Annotated in this window: 22 protein-coding genes; 15 read left to right on the forward strand and 7 right to left on the reverse strand. The window is 70.0% G+C overall.

Annotation, left to right across the window (positions count from 1 at the left end):
- Positions 1-359 precede the first annotated feature (359 nt).
- The 3 genes from AB0J02_RS01385 to AB0J02_RS01395 all read right to left on the reverse strand — a co-directional run bounded on the left by AB0J02_RS01385 (position 360) and on the right by AB0J02_RS01395 (position 2984).
- A complete protein-coding gene (locus AB0J02_RS01385; RefSeq protein WP_363191443.1) occupies positions 360-668 on the reverse strand; it encodes a small hydrophobic protein in 309 nt (102 codons plus the stop codon).
- Positions 669-753: 85 nt separating this feature from the next.
- Positions 754-1110, reverse strand: a complete 357-nt coding sequence (locus AB0J02_RS01390; protein WP_363191444.1) for a peptidase inhibitor family I36 protein — start codon at positions 1108-1110, stop codon at positions 754-756.
- 263 nt (positions 1111-1373) lie between these two features.
- Complete coding sequence (locus AB0J02_RS01395) at positions 1374-2984, reverse strand: MFS transporter (RefSeq protein WP_363191445.1); 1611 nt, start codon at positions 2982-2984, stop codon at positions 1374-1376.
- Between the two features lie 110 nt (positions 2985-3094).
- On the opposite strand from AB0J02_RS01395, the gene AB0J02_RS01400 reads away from it, so the two are divergent.
- The 7 genes from AB0J02_RS01400 (at position 3095) to AB0J02_RS01430 (ending at position 10868) form a co-directional block, all read left to right on the forward strand.
- Entirely contained in the window at positions 3095-3736 is a 642-nt protein-coding gene (locus AB0J02_RS01400; protein ID WP_363191446.1) for a TetR family transcriptional regulator, read from the forward strand.
- Positions 3737-3918: 182 nt separating this feature from the next.
- Entirely contained in the window at positions 3919-5130 is a 1212-nt protein-coding gene (locus tag AB0J02_RS01405) for an alpha/beta hydrolase (protein WP_363191447.1), read from the forward strand.
- A gap of 76 nt (positions 5131-5206) precedes the next feature.
- On the forward strand, positions 5207-6085 hold the full coding sequence (locus AB0J02_RS01410) for a DUF4429 domain-containing protein (protein ID WP_363191448.1): 879 nt from the start codon (positions 5207-5209) through the stop codon (positions 6083-6085).
- Between the two features lie 177 nt (positions 6086-6262).
- Positions 6263-7570, forward strand: a complete 1308-nt coding sequence (locus tag AB0J02_RS01415; protein ID WP_363191449.1) for a sensor histidine kinase — start codon at positions 6263-6265, stop codon at positions 7568-7570.
- Positions 7571-7585: 15 nt separating this feature from the next.
- The gene (locus tag AB0J02_RS01420; RefSeq protein WP_363191450.1) at positions 7586-8260 is read left to right on the forward strand and encodes a response regulator transcription factor; all 675 of its coding nucleotides are present in this window, start codon (positions 7586-7588) and stop codon (positions 8258-8260) included.
- 248 nt (positions 8261-8508) lie between these two features.
- Positions 8509-9642, forward strand: coding sequence for an alpha/beta hydrolase (locus AB0J02_RS01425; RefSeq protein ID WP_363191451.1), 1134 nt, complete (start codon positions 8509-8511; stop codon positions 9640-9642).
- Positions 9639-10868 (forward strand): acyltransferase, encoded by a 1230-nt coding sequence (locus AB0J02_RS01430; protein ID WP_363191452.1) that lies wholly within the window; start codon positions 9639-9641, stop codon positions 10866-10868. Before AB0J02_RS01425 ends, AB0J02_RS01430 begins: the two co-directional genes overlap by 4 nt.
- Positions 10869-11069: 201 nt before the next feature.
- Here AB0J02_RS01430 and AB0J02_RS01435 read toward each other — a convergent pair whose 3' ends face one another.
- Together AB0J02_RS01435 and AB0J02_RS01440 are read right to left on the reverse strand one after the other, a co-directional pair.
- Positions 11070-12086, reverse strand: a complete 1017-nt coding sequence (locus AB0J02_RS01435) for an aldo/keto reductase (RefSeq protein WP_363191759.1) — start codon at positions 12084-12086, stop codon at positions 11070-11072.
- A gap of 50 nt (positions 12087-12136) precedes the next feature.
- Positions 12137-12616, reverse strand: a complete 480-nt coding sequence (locus tag AB0J02_RS01440) for a MerR family transcriptional regulator (protein WP_363191453.1) — start codon at positions 12614-12616, stop codon at positions 12137-12139.
- A 96-nt stretch (positions 12617-12712) separates the two neighbouring features.
- Between AB0J02_RS01440 and AB0J02_RS01445 the strand changes: the two genes are divergently transcribed.
- Positions 12713-13177: a GNAT family N-acetyltransferase gene (locus tag AB0J02_RS01445; RefSeq protein WP_363191454.1), complete on the forward strand. Its 465-nt coding sequence runs from the start codon at positions 12713-12715 to the stop codon at positions 13175-13177.
- Between the two features lie 10 nt (positions 13178-13187).
- Positions 13188-13997 (forward strand): serine hydrolase domain-containing protein, encoded by an 810-nt coding sequence (locus AB0J02_RS01450; RefSeq protein ID WP_363191455.1) that lies wholly within the window; start codon positions 13188-13190, stop codon positions 13995-13997.
- A 117-nt stretch (positions 13998-14114) separates the two neighbouring features.
- Here the strand turns inward: AB0J02_RS01450 and AB0J02_RS01455 are convergent, their stop codons facing one another.
- Positions 14115-14771 carry a pirin family protein gene (locus AB0J02_RS01455; RefSeq protein WP_363191456.1) on the reverse strand — a complete coding sequence of 219 codons (657 nt, stop codon included), beginning with the start codon at positions 14769-14771 and terminating at the stop codon, positions 14115-14117.
- A gap of 106 nt (positions 14772-14877) precedes the next feature.
- Here AB0J02_RS01455 and AB0J02_RS01460 point away from each other — a divergent pair, with 106 nt between their 5' ends.
- From AB0J02_RS01460 to AB0J02_RS01480, 5 genes are all read left to right on the forward strand, one after another.
- Entirely contained in the window at positions 14878-16110 is a 1233-nt protein-coding gene (locus AB0J02_RS01460; RefSeq protein WP_363191457.1) for a helix-turn-helix domain-containing protein, read from the forward strand.
- A gap of 89 nt (positions 16111-16199) precedes the next feature.
- The gene (locus AB0J02_RS01465) at positions 16200-17120 is read left to right on the forward strand and encodes an ACP S-malonyltransferase (protein ID WP_363191458.1); all 921 of its coding nucleotides are present in this window, start codon (positions 16200-16202) and stop codon (positions 17118-17120) included.
- An 18-nt stretch (positions 17121-17138) separates the two neighbouring features.
- The gene (locus AB0J02_RS01470; RefSeq protein ID WP_363191459.1) at positions 17139-18170 is read left to right on the forward strand and encodes a ketoacyl-ACP synthase III; all 1032 of its coding nucleotides are present in this window, start codon (positions 17139-17141) and stop codon (positions 18168-18170) included.
- Positions 18171-18243: 73 nt separating this feature from the next.
- Positions 18244-18492 (forward strand): acyl carrier protein, encoded by a 249-nt coding sequence (locus tag AB0J02_RS01475; RefSeq protein ID WP_351591842.1) that lies wholly within the window; start codon positions 18244-18246, stop codon positions 18490-18492.
- A 99-nt stretch (positions 18493-18591) separates the two neighbouring features.
- Positions 18592-19863: a beta-ketoacyl-[acyl-carrier-protein] synthase family protein gene (locus AB0J02_RS01480; RefSeq protein WP_363191460.1), complete on the forward strand. Its 1272-nt coding sequence runs from the start codon at positions 18592-18594 to the stop codon at positions 19861-19863.
- Between the two features lie 152 nt (positions 19864-20015).
- Here AB0J02_RS01480 and AB0J02_RS01485 read toward each other — a convergent pair whose 3' ends face one another.
- Positions 20016-20510: a DUF3145 domain-containing protein gene (locus AB0J02_RS01485; protein WP_363191461.1), complete on the reverse strand. Its 495-nt coding sequence runs from the start codon at positions 20508-20510 to the stop codon at positions 20016-20018.
- A 360-nt stretch (positions 20511-20870) separates the two neighbouring features.
- Between AB0J02_RS01485 and AB0J02_RS01490 the strand changes: the two genes are divergently transcribed.
- The gene (locus AB0J02_RS01490) at positions 20871-21791 is read left to right on the forward strand and encodes an SGNH/GDSL hydrolase family protein (RefSeq protein ID WP_363191462.1); all 921 of its coding nucleotides are present in this window, start codon (positions 20871-20873) and stop codon (positions 21789-21791) included.
- Positions 21792-21795: the final 4 nt, after the last annotated feature.

Raw genomic sequence — 21795 nt, forward strand, 5'->3', positions numbered from 1 at the left:
ACGCGTGCAGGCGTGAGCCGCGTGCAGGCGTGAGCCGCGTGCAGGCGTGAGCCGCGTGCAGGCGTGAGCCGCGTGACGTGCCTCGGGTAGGCGTACCGACGATCAATGAGGTGCTGGAGTGGGAGCACAGCCGGGCAGCCGTACAGCCGGGCAGATCGCAGGAGGCCTGCTCGCGCTCACCCGGTGGTGAAGGTCGAGGCGGCAGGGCCCACATGAGGCAGGTGGACATGGCGACGGCGCGTTCGACGTAGCCGGGCAGCCCGGCAGTCGGCGCAGGGCCGTCCCGAGTCGGCCCCGGGAACTGTCCCGGGGCCGAACGGAGTTGACCGCTCGGAGCGGTCAGTCGCTCATGCTCGGACTCACAACAGCCCGCCCGCGGCGGAGCCGGCCGCCGAGGCCAGCCAGACGATCGCGAGCAGGGTCTCGATCGCCCCGAGGACGACGGCGACCAGCGCAGGTACCGACCGTGTACCGGTCCAGCGTCGGCCCATGGCCAGCCAGCCGCAGACGAGGGCGACCGGTCCCAGCACGATCCCCAGGGTGAAGAGCCCCACGATCGCGCAGACGAGTCCGATGATTCCGAGCGTCGCGCGGTCCGGCCCGCTCCGCGAACCTGTGCGGCTGCGTGAACGGGGGTGCTTGCGCGTGGTGTGTCCGAAGCCCGCCATCATCACTCCTCGAGTTCGTCCGGACTCGGGCGATACTTCGAGTACCCCGTCTACCGCTGTCTATCGCAGCGGCATTCACCTTCCGTCATCTCTCCCAGACCTTGAACGCCCGTGCGCGATACGGTGATTCCGGTTCCCACGTACCGCTGCCGGGGTACGTCTGGAACTCCCCGGTCTCGGCGCAGTGGCCGGACTGGTACGTGGTGACGGGACGACCGGTGCGATTGGCGAGAGACGCCGCGCTGCTCCCCTCCGGCAGCGCGACGCAACTCTCGATATCGATCCGGGCCAGTTCGTAGGTGTGCCGGGGCCCCTTGAACCCGGTCTTGCCCCACAGACAGAGCTCCCCCGCCGCGCAGCCGCTGAGTGTCGGTGGCGCCGCCGCGGTGGCGAGGCCGGGTGTGAGTGCCGCCGTGGCGAGTGCGACTGCGGCAACGGTCATGGGCATGGACTTACGCATGTGGTTCAACCCCCGTGTCATGTCGACCAGTTGCGTTCGCGACTGATCGCTTGCCTCACACTCTGGCCCGGAGGATCTGGTTCCGGGAAGGGTTGTCGGGCGACGTCACCCGGATAAGCGAAAGCCCCCGGATAGTTCCCCGGGGGCTTCCCTCGCAAGGGCGGTTTGAGCGCCTTGTCCACGACCAAGGGCGCTGCCGTCCGACGCCCATGAGCTGGGACTTCGGACGCGGCGCCCGGCCGGCGTCAGATGTGCCCGACGCCCGCTCCCGCCTCCGCGTTGATGCCACGCTTGGTCAGCATCGCGACGAAGATCGCGACGACCGCGACCCCCGAGGCGACCAGGCAGGCGAGGCTCATGCCGGAGATGAAGGTGTCGTGCGCGACACCGGTGATCTTTTCGGCGAGCGCGGCCGGGGTGCCGGGCGGCACCGGGGCGGCACCGACCTGGACGGCCTCGGACGCCTGGTCCAGCTGGCTCGAGGAGAGGGGCGGCAACTTGGCGTCCGCCCAGTTGCCCGCGAGGTCGTTGTCGACCTTCGACGCCATGACGGCACCGAGGACTGCGGTGCCGAGGCTGCCACCGATCTGCATGGCGGCCTGCTGGAGTCCGCCGGCGACGCCGGAGAGCTCCATCGGCGCGTTGCCCACGATGACTTCGGTGGCGCCCACCATCACGGGCGCGAGGCCGAGACCGAGCAGCCCGAACCAGACGGACATGATGCCGCTGCCGGTGCCCGCCTCCAGCGTGGACATGCCGTACATCGCGATGGCGGTGCACGCCATACCGCCCGCGAGCGGGATGCGCGGGCCGACCTTCGTGATCATCGCGCCCGCCAGCGGCGAGGCGACGATCATCATGCCGGTCAACGGCAGCAGGTGCAGACCGCTGTCGATCGGGCTCATGCCGTGCACGTTCTGCAGGTAGAAGGTGACGAAGAACAGGCCGCCCATGAACGCAATGGCCATGAGCACCATCAGCACCACACCGGCCGACAACGGCACGGAGCGGAACAGGCCCAGCGGGATGAGCGGTTCGGCGACGCGGGTCTCCCAGAGCGCGAACAGCGCGAAGCACAGCACCGACGCGGCGAGGAACGTCCACGTCAAGCCGTCGCCCCAGCCCCACGCGGGCGCCTTGATGAGGGCCCAGACCAGGCAGAACATCGCGCCGGACAACAGCAGGATGCCGGCGATGTCGAAGGACCGCGGCGCGTTCTGGGCGCGGTGGTCGAGGAGGATGACGAGCCCGAGGATGAGCGCGAGGACGCCCACGGGAACGTTGATGAAGAAGACGGACTGCCAGCTGACGTGCTCCACGAGCACACCGCCGAGGATCGGGCCACCCGCGGTCGACGCACCGATCACCATGCCCCAGATGCCGATCGCCATGTTCAGCTTCTCGGCGGGGAAGGTGGCGCGCAGCAGGCCGAGCGCGGCAGGCATGAGCAGCGCGCCGAACAGACCCTGGAGCACACGGAACGTGACGACGAACGCGATGCTGTCGGACAGACCGATGGCTCCCGAGGCGGCGGCGAAACCGACCACGCCTATGAGGAAGGTCTGCCGGTGGCCGAACCGGTCGCCGAGCTTGCCCGCGGTGATGAGCGTGACCGCGAGGGCGAGGAAGTAGCCGTTGGTGATCCACTGGACGTCGGCGAAGCTCGCGCCGAGGTCCTTTTGAATGGCCGGGTTGGCGATGGCGACGATGGTGCCGTCCAGGGCAACCATCATCACGCCGATCGCGACGGAGAAGAGGGTCAGCCAGGGGTGGCCGCGCAGCCCCTTGGCCGGTGCCGGGACGGGATCGGGCTCCGGAACCCGGTCCGCCTTGTCGACAGTGGTCTGACTAGTCATGTGTTCGAGGCTAGTGACAGTCCCTGACAGTTGACAAAGCATTTCACAAGTCGGTAACTGTCACGTCGCTCACACTACTGTGGGCTGCACAAACAGCGAGAAAGTGGACCATGGCGACTCGATTGAACCTGCGTGAACTCAAGAAGCAGCGCACCCGAAACGCACTGCTGCGCTCCGCACTTGAGCTCTTCACGTCCCAGGGGTTCGACCGCACCACGGTCGACGAGATCGCCGAGGCCTGCGAGGTCTCCCAGCGCACCTTCTTCCGTTATTTCGCGAACAAAGAAGAGGCCGCTTTCGCCGTACAGGAGATGGTGGAGTCCCGATTCGTCGCCGCGCTGCGTGAACGGCCCGCCAACGAGAGCCCGTTCGAGGCGCTGCGCCACACGGTCCTCGGCACCTGGGAGGCCCTGAGCCGCTCGGTGGAGGAAGTCATCCCGGCCGAACTCCACATGCGCACCTACCAGATGATCGAGTCGACACCGACCCTGCTCGCCGCCCACCTGCGCCGCTCGACCGAGTTGGACGAGCAGGTCGCGCGGGTGATCGCCGAGCGGGAAGGGCTCGACGTGGACGCCGATCCCCGACCACGCGTGGCGGTGGCCGCATTCAGTGGTGTGATGCGGATGACGGGACGGCTGTGGGGCGCCGGCGAGGACGCGAGCGTCGACGCCATCCGGGCGCTGACCGAGTCGTATCTCGACCACCTGAAGCCGTCATTGAGCGAGCGATGGAGTCATGACCGAGCGTGACCGACGTAAGCGCCGTCACGTGACCGCGGTCGCACACCCGCGCGCGTGGGCGTCTCACCTCCTTACGTAGCGTGATGGCCTGACTTCAACTACGCCCGGTTCTACCCAATTACCCGGATGAAAACGTGATCTGCCTCACCCGCCGCACGGAGCCCCTCGCGCTTCTCCTAGGGTGTTCCGCAGTGACTTCCTTCGACTCGACTCCGCAACTCAACGTTTGGCGCGCACTGCTTGCGCTGTCCGTCGTGTTCGTCATGCTGGCGACCACCGGCTGGACCGCGGTGCAACAGCACCGAGGCGGCTCGTCGCCGCTCCAGTCCGCGCTCTCGAAATGGGAGCACGGCAGACTGAACGGGCATGCTCTGCCCGCGCCCGACGGTTCCCCCACCCGCCTCGCGCACTTCTTCGCCTCGCTGCCGCCGCACCAGCGAAGTCGGCTCATCGCCCGCTACCCACTAGCGGTCGGCAACATGAACGGCGCACCGGTCGACCTGCGCTACCGAGCGAATCGCCTCGCCCTCGACCAGGCCCGCAAGGTCGAGGCCAAGCGTGTGCACGACGTCCGGCTCTCCAACCTCGGCCACAGCGAAGCCAAGCAGCGGATGAAACGCTTCGCGCTGCTGGCCCACTCCGACCGCAAGATCCTCGCCTTCGACCCCATGGGCAACGGCCGGGTCGCCGAGGTCTTCGGTGACCTCGACAAGGCACAGCGTGTCTCCGTCGTGGTGCCGGGCGTCGACACGAATGTGCTGACGTTCCAACGCACATTCCGCAAATACTCCGCCCCCGTGGGCATGGCCCGCTCGCTGTACGACGCCGAGCGCACGGCGAGCCCGCACACCCGCACCGCGGTCATCGCGTGGGCCGACTACACGGCCCCGATCGGACTCGGCGTGGACGCCGCCACGTCGATGCGCGCCGACGACGGCTCCGTCCGGCTCAACGCGATGCTGCGCGGTCTGCCGGGCCGCTCCCCCGTCGCTCTGTACTGCCACAGCTACGGCTCCGTGGTGTGCGGGGTGGCTGCCCGCCACCTGCCCTCGCGGGTCAGCGACATCGCGGTCGCGGGCAGCCCGGGCATGCGTGCGGAGAGCGCTTCCGGCCTGGGCACCCACGCGCGCGTGTGGGCCACCCGCGACAAGGACGACTGGATCCAGGACGTTCCGTACATGGAGCTGGGCGGCCTCGGACACGGTGCCGACCCGGTCTCCTCGGACTTCGGCGCCCGGGTCGTCTCCTCAGCGCATGCCAAGGGCCACACCGGTTACTTCGAACCGGGCACCGAGAGCCTCAGCAACTTCGCCGAGATCGGGACTGGCTCGTACCGATCGGTGCGCTGTGCGGACGCGAATCAGCACTGTCAGGAGGGATTTTCCGGTGGTGCCTCTGCCTGACGCGCGTAGAAATCGGTGAAACAGTGGTCCGACGCAACAGGCGACGGAGGCGCGCGTGCCGCATACGATGAGCCGCATGGGTGACGTACTGGCCGGATTTCATGCCGCCTGGGAGTTCGAGTCCGACTCCGTGCTCATCCGCTTCGAACGGGGGATCCGCACGCCGAAGCTGCTTCAGGCACTCGGTGAGCGCCGTATCCCGCTGGAAGCGATCGCGGCGGTGACTCTTACTCCTGGCAAGCGCGGGACGGTAGTGCTGCACGCCGTACCAAGACCGGGTGTCGACCCGCTCATGGACGCCGCGGCGGGCCAGCTCAAGGAGAACAGCGACCCTTATCGCCTGGTCCTGCCCGCCGAGCGGGAGACGCTCGCCGAGTACTACGCGGACGAGCTGCGCGGCAAGCTCGTCACCGACGAGGACATCTGGCCGGACGGATATCTGGTGGCGCCGCCCGAGGCACCGCTGCAGTTCAAGGCGTACGACGGCAAGGCATCCTTCGACGGGGCGTCGGTGTCCTTCCGCTGGTTCTGGACGGGTGCCTCGTCCGCGAAATGGAAATCCGGGGACAAGACGTTCCCCATCGCCGATCTGAGCGGCGTGGAATGGCGCTCGCCCGAGCTGTTCGAGGGGCATCTGCGTCTGCTGCCCCGTGATCCGGCCGACGGGCAGTCGGGGCAGGCCGACCAGGATCCGGCCGCTGTGGTCTTCGGACTCGGGTACGGACCGGTGCACGAGTCCCTGCCGTTCGCCGCCTCCGTTCTCGCCGCCGTACGGTCCACGAGCCCCGCTCCGTCGCCGGGCGGACAGCTGCGCGCCGAGTCCGCGTCGTCCCGGCGCCGCGACCCGGCGGACATCGCCGACCGCATCCGCCACCTCGGCGAGCTGCACCAGGCGGGCCTGGTCACGGACACGGAGTTCACGACGAAGAAGGCCGAACTCCTCGCGGAGCTGTGACAGCCGGGCACACGCACGACCGGTGATACCTGGGTATGAGGTGCGGTTGAGCACCACGGTATGACGGCACGCGCAGGGCTCATTGCCTACGCTGATCTGGCCATGAGCATTCCACCTCCTCCCGAACAGGCACCCCGCTCACCCGACGAAGACTCCGGACGAGCGGAGCGAAGGCGTATGTCCGACGGGCAGGTTCGCGATCCGCGCGGCGCCCGGGGCACGCTGGCCGCGGCCGGTTCGGCGCTCACGGCCGCCATGGGTGCAGACCGCGCCGAGCCGCTGCTGGCCCGGGCACCCAAGCGCTGGATGCGGCTGCTGCCGTATCTGGTCGCGCTGGGCTTCGTCGTGGTCCTCATCCCGGTCACGACGCAGGTCCTGTCGAACGACTACGGGGTCAACGGCGGTCTCGCCGGCGCCATCGGCGTCGCGCAGTCCGCCCCCTTGCTCCTCGCGGTCAGCCGTCCGCTGGCCGCCTGGTACGTCACGATCGTCGCTGCCGTACTGGGCACGATCCCTGCCCTCCAAGGCGACGCACACAATCCATCGCCGTGGACGCCCATGATCGTCGTGGGCTATGTGGTGCTCTGCATCGCCCTGGCGCTGCGGGAGAGTCGTCGCACGCTCGTCGGAATCTGGCTGATCACCGTCCTCACCAGCATCATCCTGAGTCTCTTCAGTGACGGAACCAGCCAGGACTCGGGCGTTCTGCTCATCGTCCTGAGCGGCGGAGTGCTGCTGTTGGGCGCCCTGTTGAGAGAGCGCGGCGAGACCCGGCGCAAGCTCGTCGAGCAGGAAACGATCAGCGAAGCCGAGCGGACCCGCCGCACGCTGCTGGAGGAGCGGGCCAGAATCGCCCGCGAGTTGCATGACGTCGTGGCCCATCACATGTCGGTGATCACGGTGCAGGCCGACTCGGCGCCCTACCGGCTGCAGGGCCTTACCGGCGAGACACGAGCGGAGTTCGAGTCCATCGCCGCGGGCGCGCGCGAGTCGCTGACGGAGATGCGGCGTCTTCTGGCCGTACTCCGCAGCGAGGGCGCACAGGGCGACCTTGTGCCGCAGCCGGGCCTCGCACACCTGCGGCAGTTGGTGGAGGCGACGATACGAGGCGGCGTTCCGGCCGAGCTGTCGTACCCGGAGCTGGCGCTCGTCGGTCAACTGGCCGATGTGCCGCCCACGGTGGACCTCTCCGCGTATCGCATCGTGCAGGAAGCACTCGCGAACGTGGTGCGGCACGCACCCGGCGCACGGGCGCAGATCTCGGTCGGCCTGGACGACGACGCCCTGCTGGTGATCGTGGTCAACGGACCGAGCAGAGAGCCCGCCTCCCCGATCGAGTCCACCGGCACGGGGCACGGACTGGTGGGGATGCGCGAGCGCGTACGGTTGGTCGGCGGCACGTTGGACGTGGGGCCGCTGCCCGACGGAGGTTTCCGTGTCGCGGCCCGGCTCCCACTCGTCGTGCCCGACTCCCCCTCGGCGTAAAGGACTTCCGCACGCATGACCATCCGCGTGATCATCGTCGACGACCAGAGCATGGTGCGGGCGGGGTTCGCCGCCCTGCTGTCCGCGCAGAGCGACATCGACGTCGTGGGCGAGGCCCCGGACGGCAGACAGGGCGTCGACGTCAGCCGGTCCACCCATCCCGATGTGGTCCTCATGGACGTACGAATGCCGGAGATGGACGGGCTGGCGGCGGCGCGCGAGCTGCTGGATCCGCCACAGGGCGTGGTGCACCGCCCCAAGGTCCTCATGCTCACCACCTTCGACGTGGACGACTATGTGTATGCCGCGCTGCGCGCGGGCGCGTCCGGCTTCCTGCTCAAGGACGCACCGCCCGCCGATCTGATCTCGGCGGTACGTGTCGTCGCGGCCGGGGAAGCGCTGCTCGCGCCGACGGTCACCAAGCGCCTCATCGAGGACTTCGCCAAGACGCGACCGGCCCGCAGGGACCGTTCTCCACGGCTCAAGAGTCTGACGCCCCGCGAGTCGGAAGTCCTGGAGCTGATCGCGCGCGGCCTCTCCAACCAGGAGATCGCGCGAAAACTGGTCCTGGCCGAACAGACCGTGAAGACCCATATCGGCCGGGTGCTGGCGAAGTTGGGGCTGCGTGACCGCGCACAGGCTGTGATCTTCGCCTACGAGTCCGGGCTCATCACGCCCGGCGACCAGTGACCCCCGATACCTGAGTACTGATCCTCCCGACGCGCGCCGTGCACCCGGTCAGCTGTCACCCGGGCAACTCCCCGGGTGGCACGGCGTCTTGCGAGTTCAGCGGCCCGCGGCCGCGGCACCCCCTACTGCGGTATGAGGTGTGAATACCCAGGTATCGGTTGCGAGTTGGCTCCCCAGTGTGACGTGCCGACCCATGCCGGCTTTCTACCTTCCTCTCGTCAAGTCAACGGGCGAAGGGGAGACGGGCGATGGGCCTGGGTTCATGGAAACGACGCGGCCGACGCACCTTGGTCGCCGCCGCGCTCACGACGACAATCGTCGCGGGCACCGCCGGATGGGCCTCGGGGCATGAGCAGCGTCCGCTCACGGGCCCGCCCCCGGGCACCGCGTCCTGGCGCGCGGACGACACGCTGGGGAGAGCCCTGCCCGACCCTGAGGCGGTCGGCCCCTCGCACATGGCCGCCTTCTTCCGCGGGCTGAGCGCGACGGATCAGCACGAGCTGGCCGTCCGGCACCCGTCGGTCGTCGGCAACCTGGACGGCGCGCCGATCCCCTTGCGTTACGAGGCAAACGCGCTGGCGTTGCGCGCCGAGAAGACCCGCGCCCGGGGCGAGGCACGGAACGCGACATTGACCCCGCGGGCACGGGCCGCGGCGCGCGATCTCGCCGAGCGCTGCGCGGATCTGCTCGCCCGCGGCCGTCGGATACTCGCCTTCGACCCGCGGGGACGAGGGCAAGTGGCCGAGGTATACGGGGACTTGCGGTCTGCCCGGCATGTCTCCGTGGTAGTTCCGGGCTCGGACATCGACCTGGGTTCCTTCGACCGGACGACCAAGGATGTGTACGGGACGCCCGCCGGAATGGCGAAGTCCCTGTACGCGGCAGCGCGTGGGCGTACGGCCGTGGTGGCGTGGGTGGGGTACACCACTCCGGTCGGGCTCGGCCCGGACGCCGCCACGGGCCGGCTCGCCGAGGCAGGAGCTCCCCGCCTGGCCCGCTTCGCACAGGGCCTCAGGGCCGCGGGCACGCCGAAGCCGACCGTCTTCTGCCACAGCTACGGGTCGGTGGTGTGCGGGCTCGCCGCGTCCCGGCTGCCCGCGTCGGACCTGGTGGTGTTCGGGTCACCCGGGCTACGCGCGAACAGCGTGTCCGATCTGCACACCCGGGCCCGCGTGTGGGCCGCGCGGGACGACAGCGACTGGATCGCCAAAGTCCCCCATGTCGAGCTGCTCGGCCTGGGACACGGGGCCGACCCCACAGATCCCTCCTTCGGAGCCCGACGGGTGCCGGCTGAGCGGGCCCAGGGCCACACCGGCTACTTCGCGCCCGGCACGGACTCGCTGCGCGCCTTCACCGACATCGCCATCGGAGCGTCCTCATGACCCTCGCCACCTTGCGGTCTTCCGCCAATGCGGCTGTCGCCACGATCGACGCCAAGACTCCGGCCCACCGCGACCGGGCGGTCGACGGGCTGCGTGCCCTGGCCCTGCTCGCTGTTCCGACCGGCCACTGGCTCCTCGGAGGTTTCACCCTGGACGCCCAAGGCGCCCTGCACAATGCGAGTCCGCTGTCCGCGTTCGGCTTCTTCGCCCCGCTGAGCTGGGTGCTGCAGATGCTCGGTGTGTTCTTCCTCGTGGGCGGCTACGCGTCGGTCCTGTCCTACCGCCGGGCGCGGGAGCACGGCACATCGACGGCCCGCTGGTTGCGCGGCCGGCTGGCCCGGCTCGGCCGTCCGGTTCTGGGGGTGACGGCGGTCTGGGCCGCGATGATTCCGGTGCTGTACGCCCTCGGAGTGCCGGGGACGACGTTGCGGACCGGCTCCACGCTGGTGATACAGCCTCTGTGGTTCGTCGGCGTCTACACCGTGATCACCGGGCTCACACCCTGGTGCATACGGGCCTCCCGCAGGCTCGGGGCCTGGGCCGCGGCACCGCTCCTGGGGTCGGTCGCCGCTGTCGACTTCCTTCGGTACGGGCCCTTCGCTTCGTCGATGCCGTCCTGGCTGAGTCTGCTGAATCTGCTCCCGGGCTGGCTGTTCGCCTACCAACTGGGCGTCTGCTGGGGCGAGAAGAGGCTGGGGCGGCAGGGCGCGTGGGTGCTGCTCGTCGGCGGGTCGGCACTGTTCGCGGCGCTCCTGCTCGCCTTCCACTACCCGGCGTCGATGGTCGGGGTGCCGGGCGAGGCACGGACGAACTCCCATCCGCCGTCTCTTCTGGTCCTCGCTCTGGCGGCCGCGCAGAGCGGCGCCGCGATACTGCTGCGGGACCGCATCGGCCGCATGTTGCGCCGGCCCGCGTTGTGGGCTCCGGTCGTGGTGATCAATCTGTCGGCGATGACCATCCTGTGCTGGCACCAGACGGCGATGCTCGCGGCGGCGGTCCCCGCGTCCTTCGCCGGGGCGATACCGGGTCTGACGGCGGGACCGGACACCTTGTCCTGGATAGCGGCCCGCCTCGCATGGCTGCCCCTGTTCGCGGCCCTGCTCACCCTGATAGGTCGCTACGCGCGAGGCTTCGAGTCGCCCTGGAAGCGAACGAGTCGGGGGCTCCGGGCGCTGGCCGGGTTGCTCGCCGCCGGGTTCACGGTGTTCGCACTGGGGCTGGCATGACGGGCCCGCACGGACCTCACTGTCGGCAAGACCGAACAGCCAGGACAGTAAGGGCGGACCCGGGCTGGTCCGGCCGAACGACCCGCATACCGAATGCCCCCGGCCGGCTGTGGAGGCGGACAGGGGCGGGCGCTCCGCGTTCCTCGCTCCCTGCGGCTGGGCCCCCGACGACGGTCGGCCGTCGGGGCACCGGCTCTGCGGCTACTCGCGACCCGCCGACGTGAAGGCCATGTCGGCGTAGCGGTCACCGGACACCTGGGAGGCGATCGGTTCCAGGAGGACCAGGTCGTCCTCGGTGAGGGCAATGCGGGTCGCCGCGGTGTTCTCCTCGACACGGCCGCGCTTGCGGGTGCCGGGAATCGGGACGACGGCGAGGCCGAAGGTCTCCGCCTGCCGCTGTACCCAGGCCAGCGCGATCTGGCCGAGGGAGGCGCCGTGAGTGCCGGCGACCTGGCGGACCGGTTCGAGAAGGGCCGCGTTGGCGGCGGCGTTGTCGCCGGTGAACCGGGGCTGCTGGCGGCGGAAGTCGTCCGCGGACAGCTCCTTGTCGGCGCTGACGAAGGCGCCGGTGAGGAAGCCGCGTCCGAGCGGGGAGTAGGGGACGAGCGCGACGCCGAGCTCCGCGGCGGCCGGCACCACGGACCGTTCGATGTCGCGGCTGAACAGCGACCACTCGGACTGGACGGCCGCGATCGGGTGGACGGCCTGCGCGGCGCGCAGTTCGTCGGCGGTGACCTCGCTGAGGCCGAGGTGCTTCACCTTGCCGGCGGCGACGAGTTCGGCCATCGCGCCGACGGTCTCCTCGATCGAGACCTTCGGGTCACGGCGGTGCATGTAGTACAGGTCGACCGAGTCGACGTCCAGGCGCTGGAGGCTGGCGTCGATGCAGGTCCGGATGTAAGCGGGGTCGTTGTTGATGACGCGCTTGTACGGGTCACCGGGAGCGGTCCCGATGGCGAACTTGGTGGCCAGGACGATCTCGTCCCGGTGCGCCTTGACGAAAGGAGCCAGAAACTTCTCGTTCTCTCCCGCACCGTAGGCGTCGGCGGTGTCGTACAGGGTGACGCCGAGTTCCAGGGACCGCTCCAGGGTGGCGCGTGCCTCGTCGGCGTCCGTCGGACCGTAGGCCCAGCTCATTCCCATGCAGCCGAGGCCCTGAATGCCCACCACGGGCCCGTTGTTTCCCAACTCAACAGTGGAAATGCGCTCTTCGCTCACGTGCGACGTCCGTTCCGTGCCGGTCATGCGGGTCAGGTCCTCTCCGACGCCTACTGGGCGCCCGCATAGAAGTTGATCTTGTGGTCGAGTACGGCCAGGGTGTCGTGCAGTTCGGCCATCCGGTGCAGGACGTCGCGGCGGGTCGACTCGAGGAGTTCCCGCCGCTCCTCGAAGGTCTGCTCGCCCAGGCGGACGAGTTCGGCGTAGCGGACCATGTGGGCGACCGGCATGCCGGTGAGCCGCAGCTTGCCGACGAAGGCGAGCCAGTCCAGGTCGCGGTTGCTGTAGCGGCGCTGGCCGGTGTGCGAGCGGTCGACATCGGGCATCAGCCCGATCCGCTCGTACCAGCGCAGGGTGTGCGCGGTCAGTCCGGTGAAGGCGACGACCTCACTGATCGTGTACCGGTCCTGGCCGTCCGGACGCGGGTGGGCGCTGGGTGCCGAGGCACAGACATCGACCTTGGTCCGGTCGATCTCGGTCCGGTCGATCTCGGTCCGGGTGGATGCGGGCGTGGTCTCCATCACCGTCATGGCCCCCACGCTAGAACCTTGGAGTGCGCTCCAAGCAAGCAATCGCGGGGGAATTCCCGACGACAGCCGCGCGGTGACCCCACTACGGTGTGGATCATGTCCCTCGTCCGCCGTGCCGTCCCCGGAGACGCCGAAGAGCTGGTCCGCCTGCGCAAGATCATGCTCGACTCGATGAGTCCCAGCACCGATGTGAGCTGGCAGCCGGTCACGATCGAGGCGCTGCGTGACCATCTCGCCGATCCGGACGGCGAGTTGGCGGCGTTCGTCGTCGACGCTCCAGCAGGCGGGCGTCTCGCGGCCTGCGCGACGGGGACCGTCCACCGCGGTCTGGGCGGCCCGGGCAACCCTTCCGGCACCTCCGGGCACGTCTTCAATGTGTGCACCGACCCGGAGTACCGGCGGATGGGCTTCTCGCGGGCCTGCATGGAGGCGCTCCTGGGCTGGTACCGGGAGCGCGGTGTGCGCCGGATCGATCTGCACGCGACGGCGCAGGGCGAACCGTTGTACACGTCCCTCGGCTTCGCCCGTACCCCCGCACCCTCGATGAGACTGACGCTCTAGGCTCGTATGCATGCAGAGCCTCTCGTTGATCGACAACTGGCCGGTCCCGACCGCCGCCGCAGCCGTCGTCCGGGCGGACGGCACGGTGTTGGGCACGCACGGCCCCACGGCCCACCGCTTCCCGCTGGCCTCGGTCTCCAAGCCGCTCGCGGCCTACGCGGCGCTCGTCGCGTACGAGGAAGGGGCGATCGAGCTCGACGAGCCGGCCGGCCCCGAGGGGTCCACGGTGCGGCACCTGCTGGCGCACACCAGTGGGCTCGCCTTCGACGAGCACAGGACGACCTCGGCGCCGGGGACGCGGCGGCTGTACTCGAACGCGGGCTTCGAGGTGCTCGGGGACCACATCGCGAAGGCGGCGGACATTCCGTTCGCCGAGTATCTGCGGCAGGCCGTGCTGGAACCCCTAGGGATGACCGCGACCACGATGGACGGCTCACCCGCCAAGGACGGGGTGTCGTCCGTGGATGATCTGGTGCGGTTCGCCGCGGAGGTGCAGGCCCCCCGGCTGCTCGACCCGCGGACCGTGGCCGAGGCGATGACGGTGCAGTACCCGGGGACCAAGGGCGTGCTGCCGGGGTACGGGCACCAGAACCCGAACGACTGGGGGCTCGGGTTCGAGATCCGGGACCACAAGTCCCCGCACTGGACGGGGAGTTCCTCGTCGCCTCGGACGTTCGGGCACTTCGGGCAGTCCGGCACGTTCCTGTGGGTCGACCCCGTTGCCGGGGTGGCGTGTGTCGCGCTGACGGATCGGGCGTTCGGGCCCTGGGCGGCCGAGGCCTGGCCGCCGTTCACCGACGCGGTACTCGCGGAGATCTGAGCGATCCGGACCAGGGCCGGACCGGGCCGAAGCAGGCCGAAGCAGGGCAGGACAGGCCCCGCAGAGCCTCTGAGCACCGGGCCGGGCAGCGGTCGCGGCGGTCCCCGCGCCCGGGGGTCAGCCGTGCATCTCCCAGATCAGCACCGAGGCGCGCGTGGTCGCCAGCGCTTCGGGGCCGACCGTCTCGGTGACGCGGGCGGCGTCACCCGGACCCAACTCCGTATCACCCAGCCGCACTTCGCCGTGGACCACATGGAGGTAGACGTGCGGGGCGGTCGGGAGTTCGGTCCGCTCGCCCTCGGCCAGGCGCCGCACATGGAGCATGGCACCCGCCGCGGGGACGTCGTAGGGGGTCGAGTCGGCGATGCCGCGCACCACTTCGTAGGTGGGCTCGCCGCCGGGGGTGCGGGGGGCCAGCCACATCTGGACGAACGTGAGGGGTTCGACGCCGTCGTTGCGCTCGACGTGGCGGACGCCGCCGCCTGAGCTGAGGCGCTGGACGTCGCCGGGCCGCACGAGGGACTCGTGCCCTGTGGAGTCGCGGTGGGTGAGTTCGCCGGAGACGACCCAGGTGACGATCTCGGTGTGACTATGAGGGTGTTCGTCGAAGCCTGCGCCGGGTGCCAGACGTTCCTCGTTGCAGGCGAGGATCGCGCCGAAGCGCAGGTTGTCCGGGTCGTAGTGCGAGCCGAAGGAGAACGCGTGGAAGGACGCGATCCCCGCGTCGGGTTCGCCACCTTGGTACCGGTCGCCGGAGCGGCGTACATCAATCACGCGATACACGGTATCCGTCGTTCGCGGCCCCGTTTCCGGCCGCCCGCCGCGGGCACCTCGGACCCTCCACTCCGCTGAGCCGTTCCGATAAGGCAGTCTTGTCCCCGTGCCCCCATCGGAATCAGCGCAGCCTTCAGCGAACGCACCAGCGGACCGGCGCCCGGACGCCCGTGCGAATCCCCACCCGCACTCGGCGACCCTGAAGCGCCTGGAGAAGTCATCCGGGGCGCTCGCCGCGCAGGCGATCACGCGCATGGACGAGACGTTGTCCTGGTACCGGGCCATGCCTCCGGAGAACCGGTCGTGGATCGGCCTGGTGGCGCAGGCGGGTATCGCCGCGTTCACCGAGTGGTTCCGGCACCCGGACGCCCCGCAGGCCATCTCGACGGACGTCTTCGGCACCGCGCCACGGGAGTTGACCCGGGCGATCACCTTGCGCCAGACCGTGGAAATGGTGCGGACGACCATCGAGGTCATGGAATCGGCCATCGACGAGGTGGCCGCACCCGGCGACGAGAGCGTTCTGCGGGAGGCGCTGCTCGTGTACGCGAGGGAGATCGCGTTCGCGACCGCCCAGGTGTACGCGCAGGCAGCGGAAGCGCGGGGCGCATGGGACGCGCGGCTCGAGTCCCTCGTGGTGAACGCCGTGCTCTCCGGGGAGGCCGACGAGGGCGCGGTCAGCCGGGCCGCGGCGCTCGGCTGGAACTCCCCGGAGCATGTGTGCGTGGTGCTCGGGACCGCGCCCGACGGTGACAGCGAGCTGACCGTGGAGGCGATCCGGCGGGCGTCGCGCCACGCCAAGCTGCAGGTCCTGACCGGGGTGCTCGGGGACCGGCTCGTGGTGATCGCGGGCGGCAGCGACAATCCGCTGGCGGTGGCGAAGTCGCTGATCGGGCCGTTCGCGGCGGGGGCCGTGGTCGCCGGCCCCGTGGTGCCGGACCTGCAGGCCGCCACCCGGTCCGCCCAGGCAGCGGCCGCCGGACTCAAGGCGTGCGGGGCCTGGCAGGACGCCCCGCGTCCGGTTCTGGCGGACGATCTGCTTCCGGAGCGCGCGATCGCGGGCGACCCCTCCGCGCGGGACCAGTTGGTGGAGGAGATCTACAGACCGCTGGAGGAAGCGGGCTCGGCACTTCTGGAGACGCTCAGCGTCTATCTGGAGCAGGCGAGCAGCCTGGAGGGCGCGGCCCGGATGCTCTTCGTACACCCGAACACCGTCCGCTACCGGCTCCGACGTGTGACCGACGTCACCGGGTGGTCGCCGTCCGACGTCCGCTCGGCGTTCACCCTGCGCATCGCGCTCATCCTGGGGCGTCTGGCCCACGCAGATCCCCAGTCGTAGGCTTTTGTCGGGGGTCTACAATTCCCCCTTCGGTTCTTCGTCCCTGTCCCCACGGGCGGCCCGCACCGTCCACAAGAGAGAGTGTGAGAGTGCTCGTACTCGTCGCTCCCGGCCAAGGCGCTCAGACGCCCGGCTTCCTGACCCCCTGGCTCGACCTTCCCGGCGCGGCGGACCGCCTCGCCGCGTGGTCCGACGCCATCGGACTCGACCTTGTCCACTACGGCACGCAGGCCGACGCGGACGCGATCCGTGACACGGCCGTGGCCCAGCCGCTCCTTGTCGCGGCCGGGCTCCTGTCGGCGTCCGCGCTCGGCGAGGTCACGCCGGGTGCGGTGGCGGGGCACAGCGTCGGCGAGATCACCGCGGCCGCCTTCGCGGGCGTGCTCGACGACACCGCCGCGCTGCGGCTCGTACGGGGACGCGGTCTGGCCATGGCCGAGGCCGCGTCGATCACGCAGACCGGCATGTCGGCGCTGCTCGGCGGCGACCCCGAGGTCACCGTGGCGCACCTGGAGAAGCTCGGCCTGACCCCGGCGAACGTGAACGGCGCGGGCCAGATCGTGGCCGCCGGCACGCTCGAGGAGCTGGCCGCGCTGGAGGCCGACAAGCCCGAGGGCGTGCGCCGCGTGGTGCCGCTGAAGGTGGCCGGTGCGTTCCACACCCGGCACATGGCCCCCGCGGTGGCGAAGCTGGAGGAGGCGGCGAAGGAGCTGTCCCCGGCCGACCCCGCGATCACGTACGTCTCGAACAAGGACGGCAAGACGGTCGCGACCGGCGCCGAGGTGCTCTCCCGCCTGGTCGGCCAGGTCGCGAACCCGGTCCGCTGGGACCTGTGCATGGAGACGTTCCAGGAGCTCGGCGTGACGACGCTGATCGAGGTGTGCCCTGGCGGCACTCTCACCGGTATCGCCAAGCGCGCCCTGCCCGGCGTCAAGACCCTCGCCCTGAAGACCCCCGACGACCTCGACGCAGCCCGCGCCCTGATCGCCGAAGCCACAGCAACGGCCTGACAAGGAGATCCGAGCAGCATGTCGAAGATCAAGCCCAGCAAGGGTGCCCCGTACGCGCGCATCCTCGGTGTCGGCGGTTACCGGCCGACGCGGGTCGTGCCGAACGAGGTGATCCTCGAGAAGATCGACTCGTCCGACGAGTGGATCCGCTCGCGCTCCGGCATCGCCACCCGCCACTGGGCGAACGACGAAGAGACCGTGGCGATGATGTCCGTCGAGGCGTCCGGCAAGGCCATCGCAGACGCGGGCATCGGGGCCGAGCAGATCGGCGCCGTGGTGGTGTCGACCGTCTCGCACTTCTCGCAGACGCCGGCCATCGCGACGGAGATCGCGGACAAGCTGGGTACGCAGAAGGCCGCCGCGTTCGACATCTCCGCCGGCTGCGCCGGGTTCGGCTACGGCCTGACCCTGGCCAAGGGCATGATCGTCGAGGGCAGCGCGGAGTACGTGCTCGTCATCGGCGTGGAGCGGCTCTCGGACCTGACCGACCTGGAGGACCGGGCGACGGCCTTCCTGTTCGGTGACGGCGCCGGTGCCGTGGTTGTCGGCCCCTCCACGGAGCCCGCGATCGGCCCCACCGTGTGGGGTTCCGAGGGCGACAAGGCCGGGACCATCAAGCAGACCGTGCCGTGGGACAAGTTCCACGTCGGCGACGTGTCGCAGCTGCCTCTCGACTCCGAGGGCAACGTCAAGTTCCCTGCGATCACGCAGGAGGGCCAGGCGGTGTTCCGCTGGGCCGTGTTCGAGATGGCGAAGGTCGCCCAGCAGGCGCTGGACGCGGCCGGGATCCACCCGGACGACCTGGATGTCTTCATTCCCCACCAGGCCAACGAGCGGATCATCGACTCGATGGTGAAGACTCTGAAACTGCCGGAGCACGTCACGGTCGCCCGCGACGTGCGTACCACCGGCAACACGTCGGCCGCCTCGATTCCGCTCGCGATGGAGCGGCTCCTGGCGACCGGCGAGGCGAAGAGCGGCGACACCGCGCTCGTCATCGGCTTCGGGGCGGGTCTCGTGTACGCCGCCACGGTCGTTACCCTCCCCTAGGCGTCCTGTCCGGATCACCTGGTCCGTACGGATGCCGCCACACCCTCTGGAAACACACCGAAGGAGCGCCACAATGGCCGCCACTCAGGAAGAGATCGTCGCCGGTCTCGCCGAGATCGTGAACGAGATCGCCGGGATCCCCACCGAGGACGTCCAGCTGGACAAGTCCTTCACCGATGACCTGGACGTCGACTCGCTGTCCATGGTCGAGGTCGTCGTCGCCGCCGAAGAGCGCTTCGACGTCAAGATCCCGGACGACGACGTCAAGAACCTCAAGACCGTCGGCGACGCCACGAAGTACATCCTCGAGCACCAGGCCTGATCCCGGAGGCCCGTACGGGCCTCCGCAGACCGGTCAGTCGCTCCGCCACCCGGCGGTGGCGCCGCTGAATCCCTCGCATCCGTTGGAGAAAGAATTCCTGTGAGCCCGACCAATCGCACCGTGGTCGTCACCGGTATCGGCGCAACCTCACCGCTGGGTGGCGACGCGAAGACCACCTGGGAGGGCCTGGTCGCCGGACGTTCCGGTGTCAAGCCCCTCGAGCAGGAGTGGGCCGCCGAGCAGGCGGTCCGTATCGCGGCGCCGGCCGCCGTGGACCCGAGCGAGGTCATTCCTCGCCCGCAGGCCCGCAAGCTGGACCGCTCGGCGCAGTTCGCGTTGATCGCCGCCAAGGAAGCCTGGGCCGACGCCGGTTTCACCGACAAGGCCGGCGACGATCCGGCCGTCGAGCCCGAGCGTCTGGGCGCCGTCATCGCGTCCGGCATCGGCGGCGTGACCACGCTTCTCGACCAGTACGACGTGCTGAAGGAGAAGGGCGTCCGCCGTGTCTCCCCGCACACCGTGCCGATGCTGATGCCCAACGGCCCGTCGGCCAACGTGGGCCTGGCAGTGAACGCCCGGGCCGGTGTGCACACCCCGGTCTCCGCCTGCGCGTCGGGCGCCGAGGCCATCGGCTACGGCATCGAGATGATCCGCACCGGCCGCGCCGACGTCGTCGTCTGCGGTGGCACCGAGGCGGCCATCCACCCGCTGCCCATCGCCGCGTTCGGCAACATGATGGCGATGTCCAAGAACAACGACGACCCGCAGGGTGCCTCGCGCCCCTACGACACCGCCCGGGACGGCTTCGTCCTCGGTGAGGGTGCCGGCGTCATCATCCTGGAGTCCGCCGAGCACGCCGCCCAGCGCGGCGCCCGCGTCTACGCGGAGGCGGTCGGCCAGGGCATCTCCGCCGACAGCCACGACATCGTGCAGCCGGAGCCGGGGGGCCGCGGCATCGCGCAGGCCCTGCAGAACCTGATGGCCAACACCGACCTGGATCCGGCCGAGATCGTGCACGTGAACGCGCACGCGACGTCGACGCCGGCCGGAGACGTGGCCGAGCTGAAGGCGCTGCGCAATGTCTTCGGTGACGACACCGACCACATGGCCGTCTCGGCGACGAAGTCCATGACCGGGCACCTGCTCGGCGGCGCCGGTGGCGTCGAGAGCGTCGCGTCGGTGCTGGCCCTGTACCACCGGCTGGCTCCGCCGACGATCAACGTGGAGAACCTGGACCCCGAGGCCGAGGCGGCCGCGGACATCGTCCGGGGCGAGGCGCGCAAGCTGCCCGTCGACGGCCGGATCGCCGCGCTGAACGACTCGTTCGGCTTCGGTGGCCACAACGTGGTTCTGGCGTTCCGTTCGGTCTGAGTCACCGGCCGGCGGCCGACGGGCCGCGAAGGTGACGTGAACGCGCAGTGGGCCCGCCCGGGAATTCCCGGGCGGGCCCACTTCTTTCGCCGCGTTCTTCACTCTGTGTTGTTCACCCCGCGTTGTTCACCCCGCGTTGTTCACCCCGCGGATTACACCACCTGGTGGAGCCAGCGGACGGGGGCGCCTTCTCCGGCGTAGCGGAACGGCTCCAGTTCGTCGTCCCAGGGCTTGCCGAGGAGCTCGGCGACTTCGGACTCCAGGTCCGTCTCGCCGCCCCTGGAGCGGGCCAGGGCGGCCCGTAGACGGTCCTCGGGAATGAGGATGTCGCCGTGGATACCGGTGACGGCGTGGAAGATGCCGAGTTCGGGAGTGGCGCTGTAGCGCTCGCCCTCGGCGGTCGGACAGGGTTCGGCCGTCACCTCGAAGCGCAGCAACTGCCAGCCGCGCAGCGCCGAGGCCAGCTTGGCGGCTGTGCCCGCCTCGGCCCGCCAGGAGAACTCGGATCTCCAGGTGCCAGGCGCCGCGGGCTGCCTGATCCAGTCGAGGCTGACGCGCGCGCCGAGTACACCCGCGACCGCCCATTCGACGTGCGGGCACAGCGCGCGCGGCGCGGAGTGCACGTACAGAACTCCACGTGTCGTCACCGGACCTCCAGTGTGGGTCGAGGTTCGCCTTCCCCAGCGGCCTCGCGCCCGTGCCGAGCCTTCTTCCCCTGTTGCCCGGATCGAAAAGGTCCAGACAAAAAGGGACACATCTGACGTGTTGTAATTTAGCGGAACCGGTACAGCGGGGTCTCACCGGGTCGACCGGGGACCCCGGGGCGAGGCTATCGCGCAGCGGTGCAAGGAGTGTGACGTACTGTCGGTCCCGGGGCCCACAAACACCGACCTTTCACCCGGCGGGGCGCAACCCCGGTCCCCCGTACGGCGCCAACGGGTACAAAAGCACGCGTACGGCAGCGCCGGGGCAGGCGACAGCGAGCGGACGAACCGAGGGGACCAAGGATGCGGAAGCGAAACCACCGGTCAACTGCCTCTCGGGCCGCGGTCGCCGCTGTGACGGCGGCCGTGCTCGGTGTCGCGACGCTCACCGCGTGTGACGCCTCCGGTGGCAACTCCCCCGGTCCCAAGGGATCCACGGCCGCCGCGAAGCCGTCGCCGAAGCCCACTCCGGCATGGGACACGAGTCCGCGTTCCGTTGCGGCGGTGGGTGATTCGATCACGCGCGGGTTCGACGCCTGCACGGTGCTGTCCGACTGCCCCGAGGTGTCGTGGGCGACCGGCTCCGACGCGCAGGTCAAGAGTCTGGCCGTACGGCTGCTCGGCAAGAGCCGGGCCCGGACGCACAGTTGGAACTACGCGCGGACCGGGGCGCGGATGGCCGATCTGCCGGCGCAGATGGCGCGGGCCGGTGCCGCCAGGCCTGAGCTGGTGGCGGTGATGGCCGGGGCGAACGACGCGTGCCGGGCGACGGCCGGGGCCATGACGCCGGTGGCCGGCTTCCGGGCCGATTTCGAGGAGGCGCTGCGGCAGTTGCGGCGGGCGGCTCCCAAGGCGCAGGTGTACGTGATGAGCGTGCCGGACCTGAAGCGGCTCTGGTCCGAGGGGCGGGCCAATCCGCTGGGCAAGCAGGTGTGGAAGCTGGGGATCTGCTCGTCGATGCTGGCCGATCCGGATGCCATGGACGCCGCGGCCACCGCGCGGCGCGACGCGGTGCAGCAGCGCGTCGAGGCGTACAACGAGGTGCTGAAGGACGTCTGCGCGAAGGACCGGCGGTGCCGGTCCGACGACGGGGCGGTCTTCGGGTACCGGTTCGACGAGGACCAGTTGAGTCACTGGGACTGGTTCCATCCCAGCAGGGACGGGCAGGCGCGGCTCGCGGCGCTGGCGTATCGCGGGGTGACCGCGAAGGAGCCTCTCGTCTGAGGGG

This window comes from Streptomyces sp. NPDC050264, assembly GCF_040655895.1.
GTDB lineage: Bacteria > Actinomycetota > Actinomycetes > Streptomycetales > Streptomycetaceae > Streptomyces.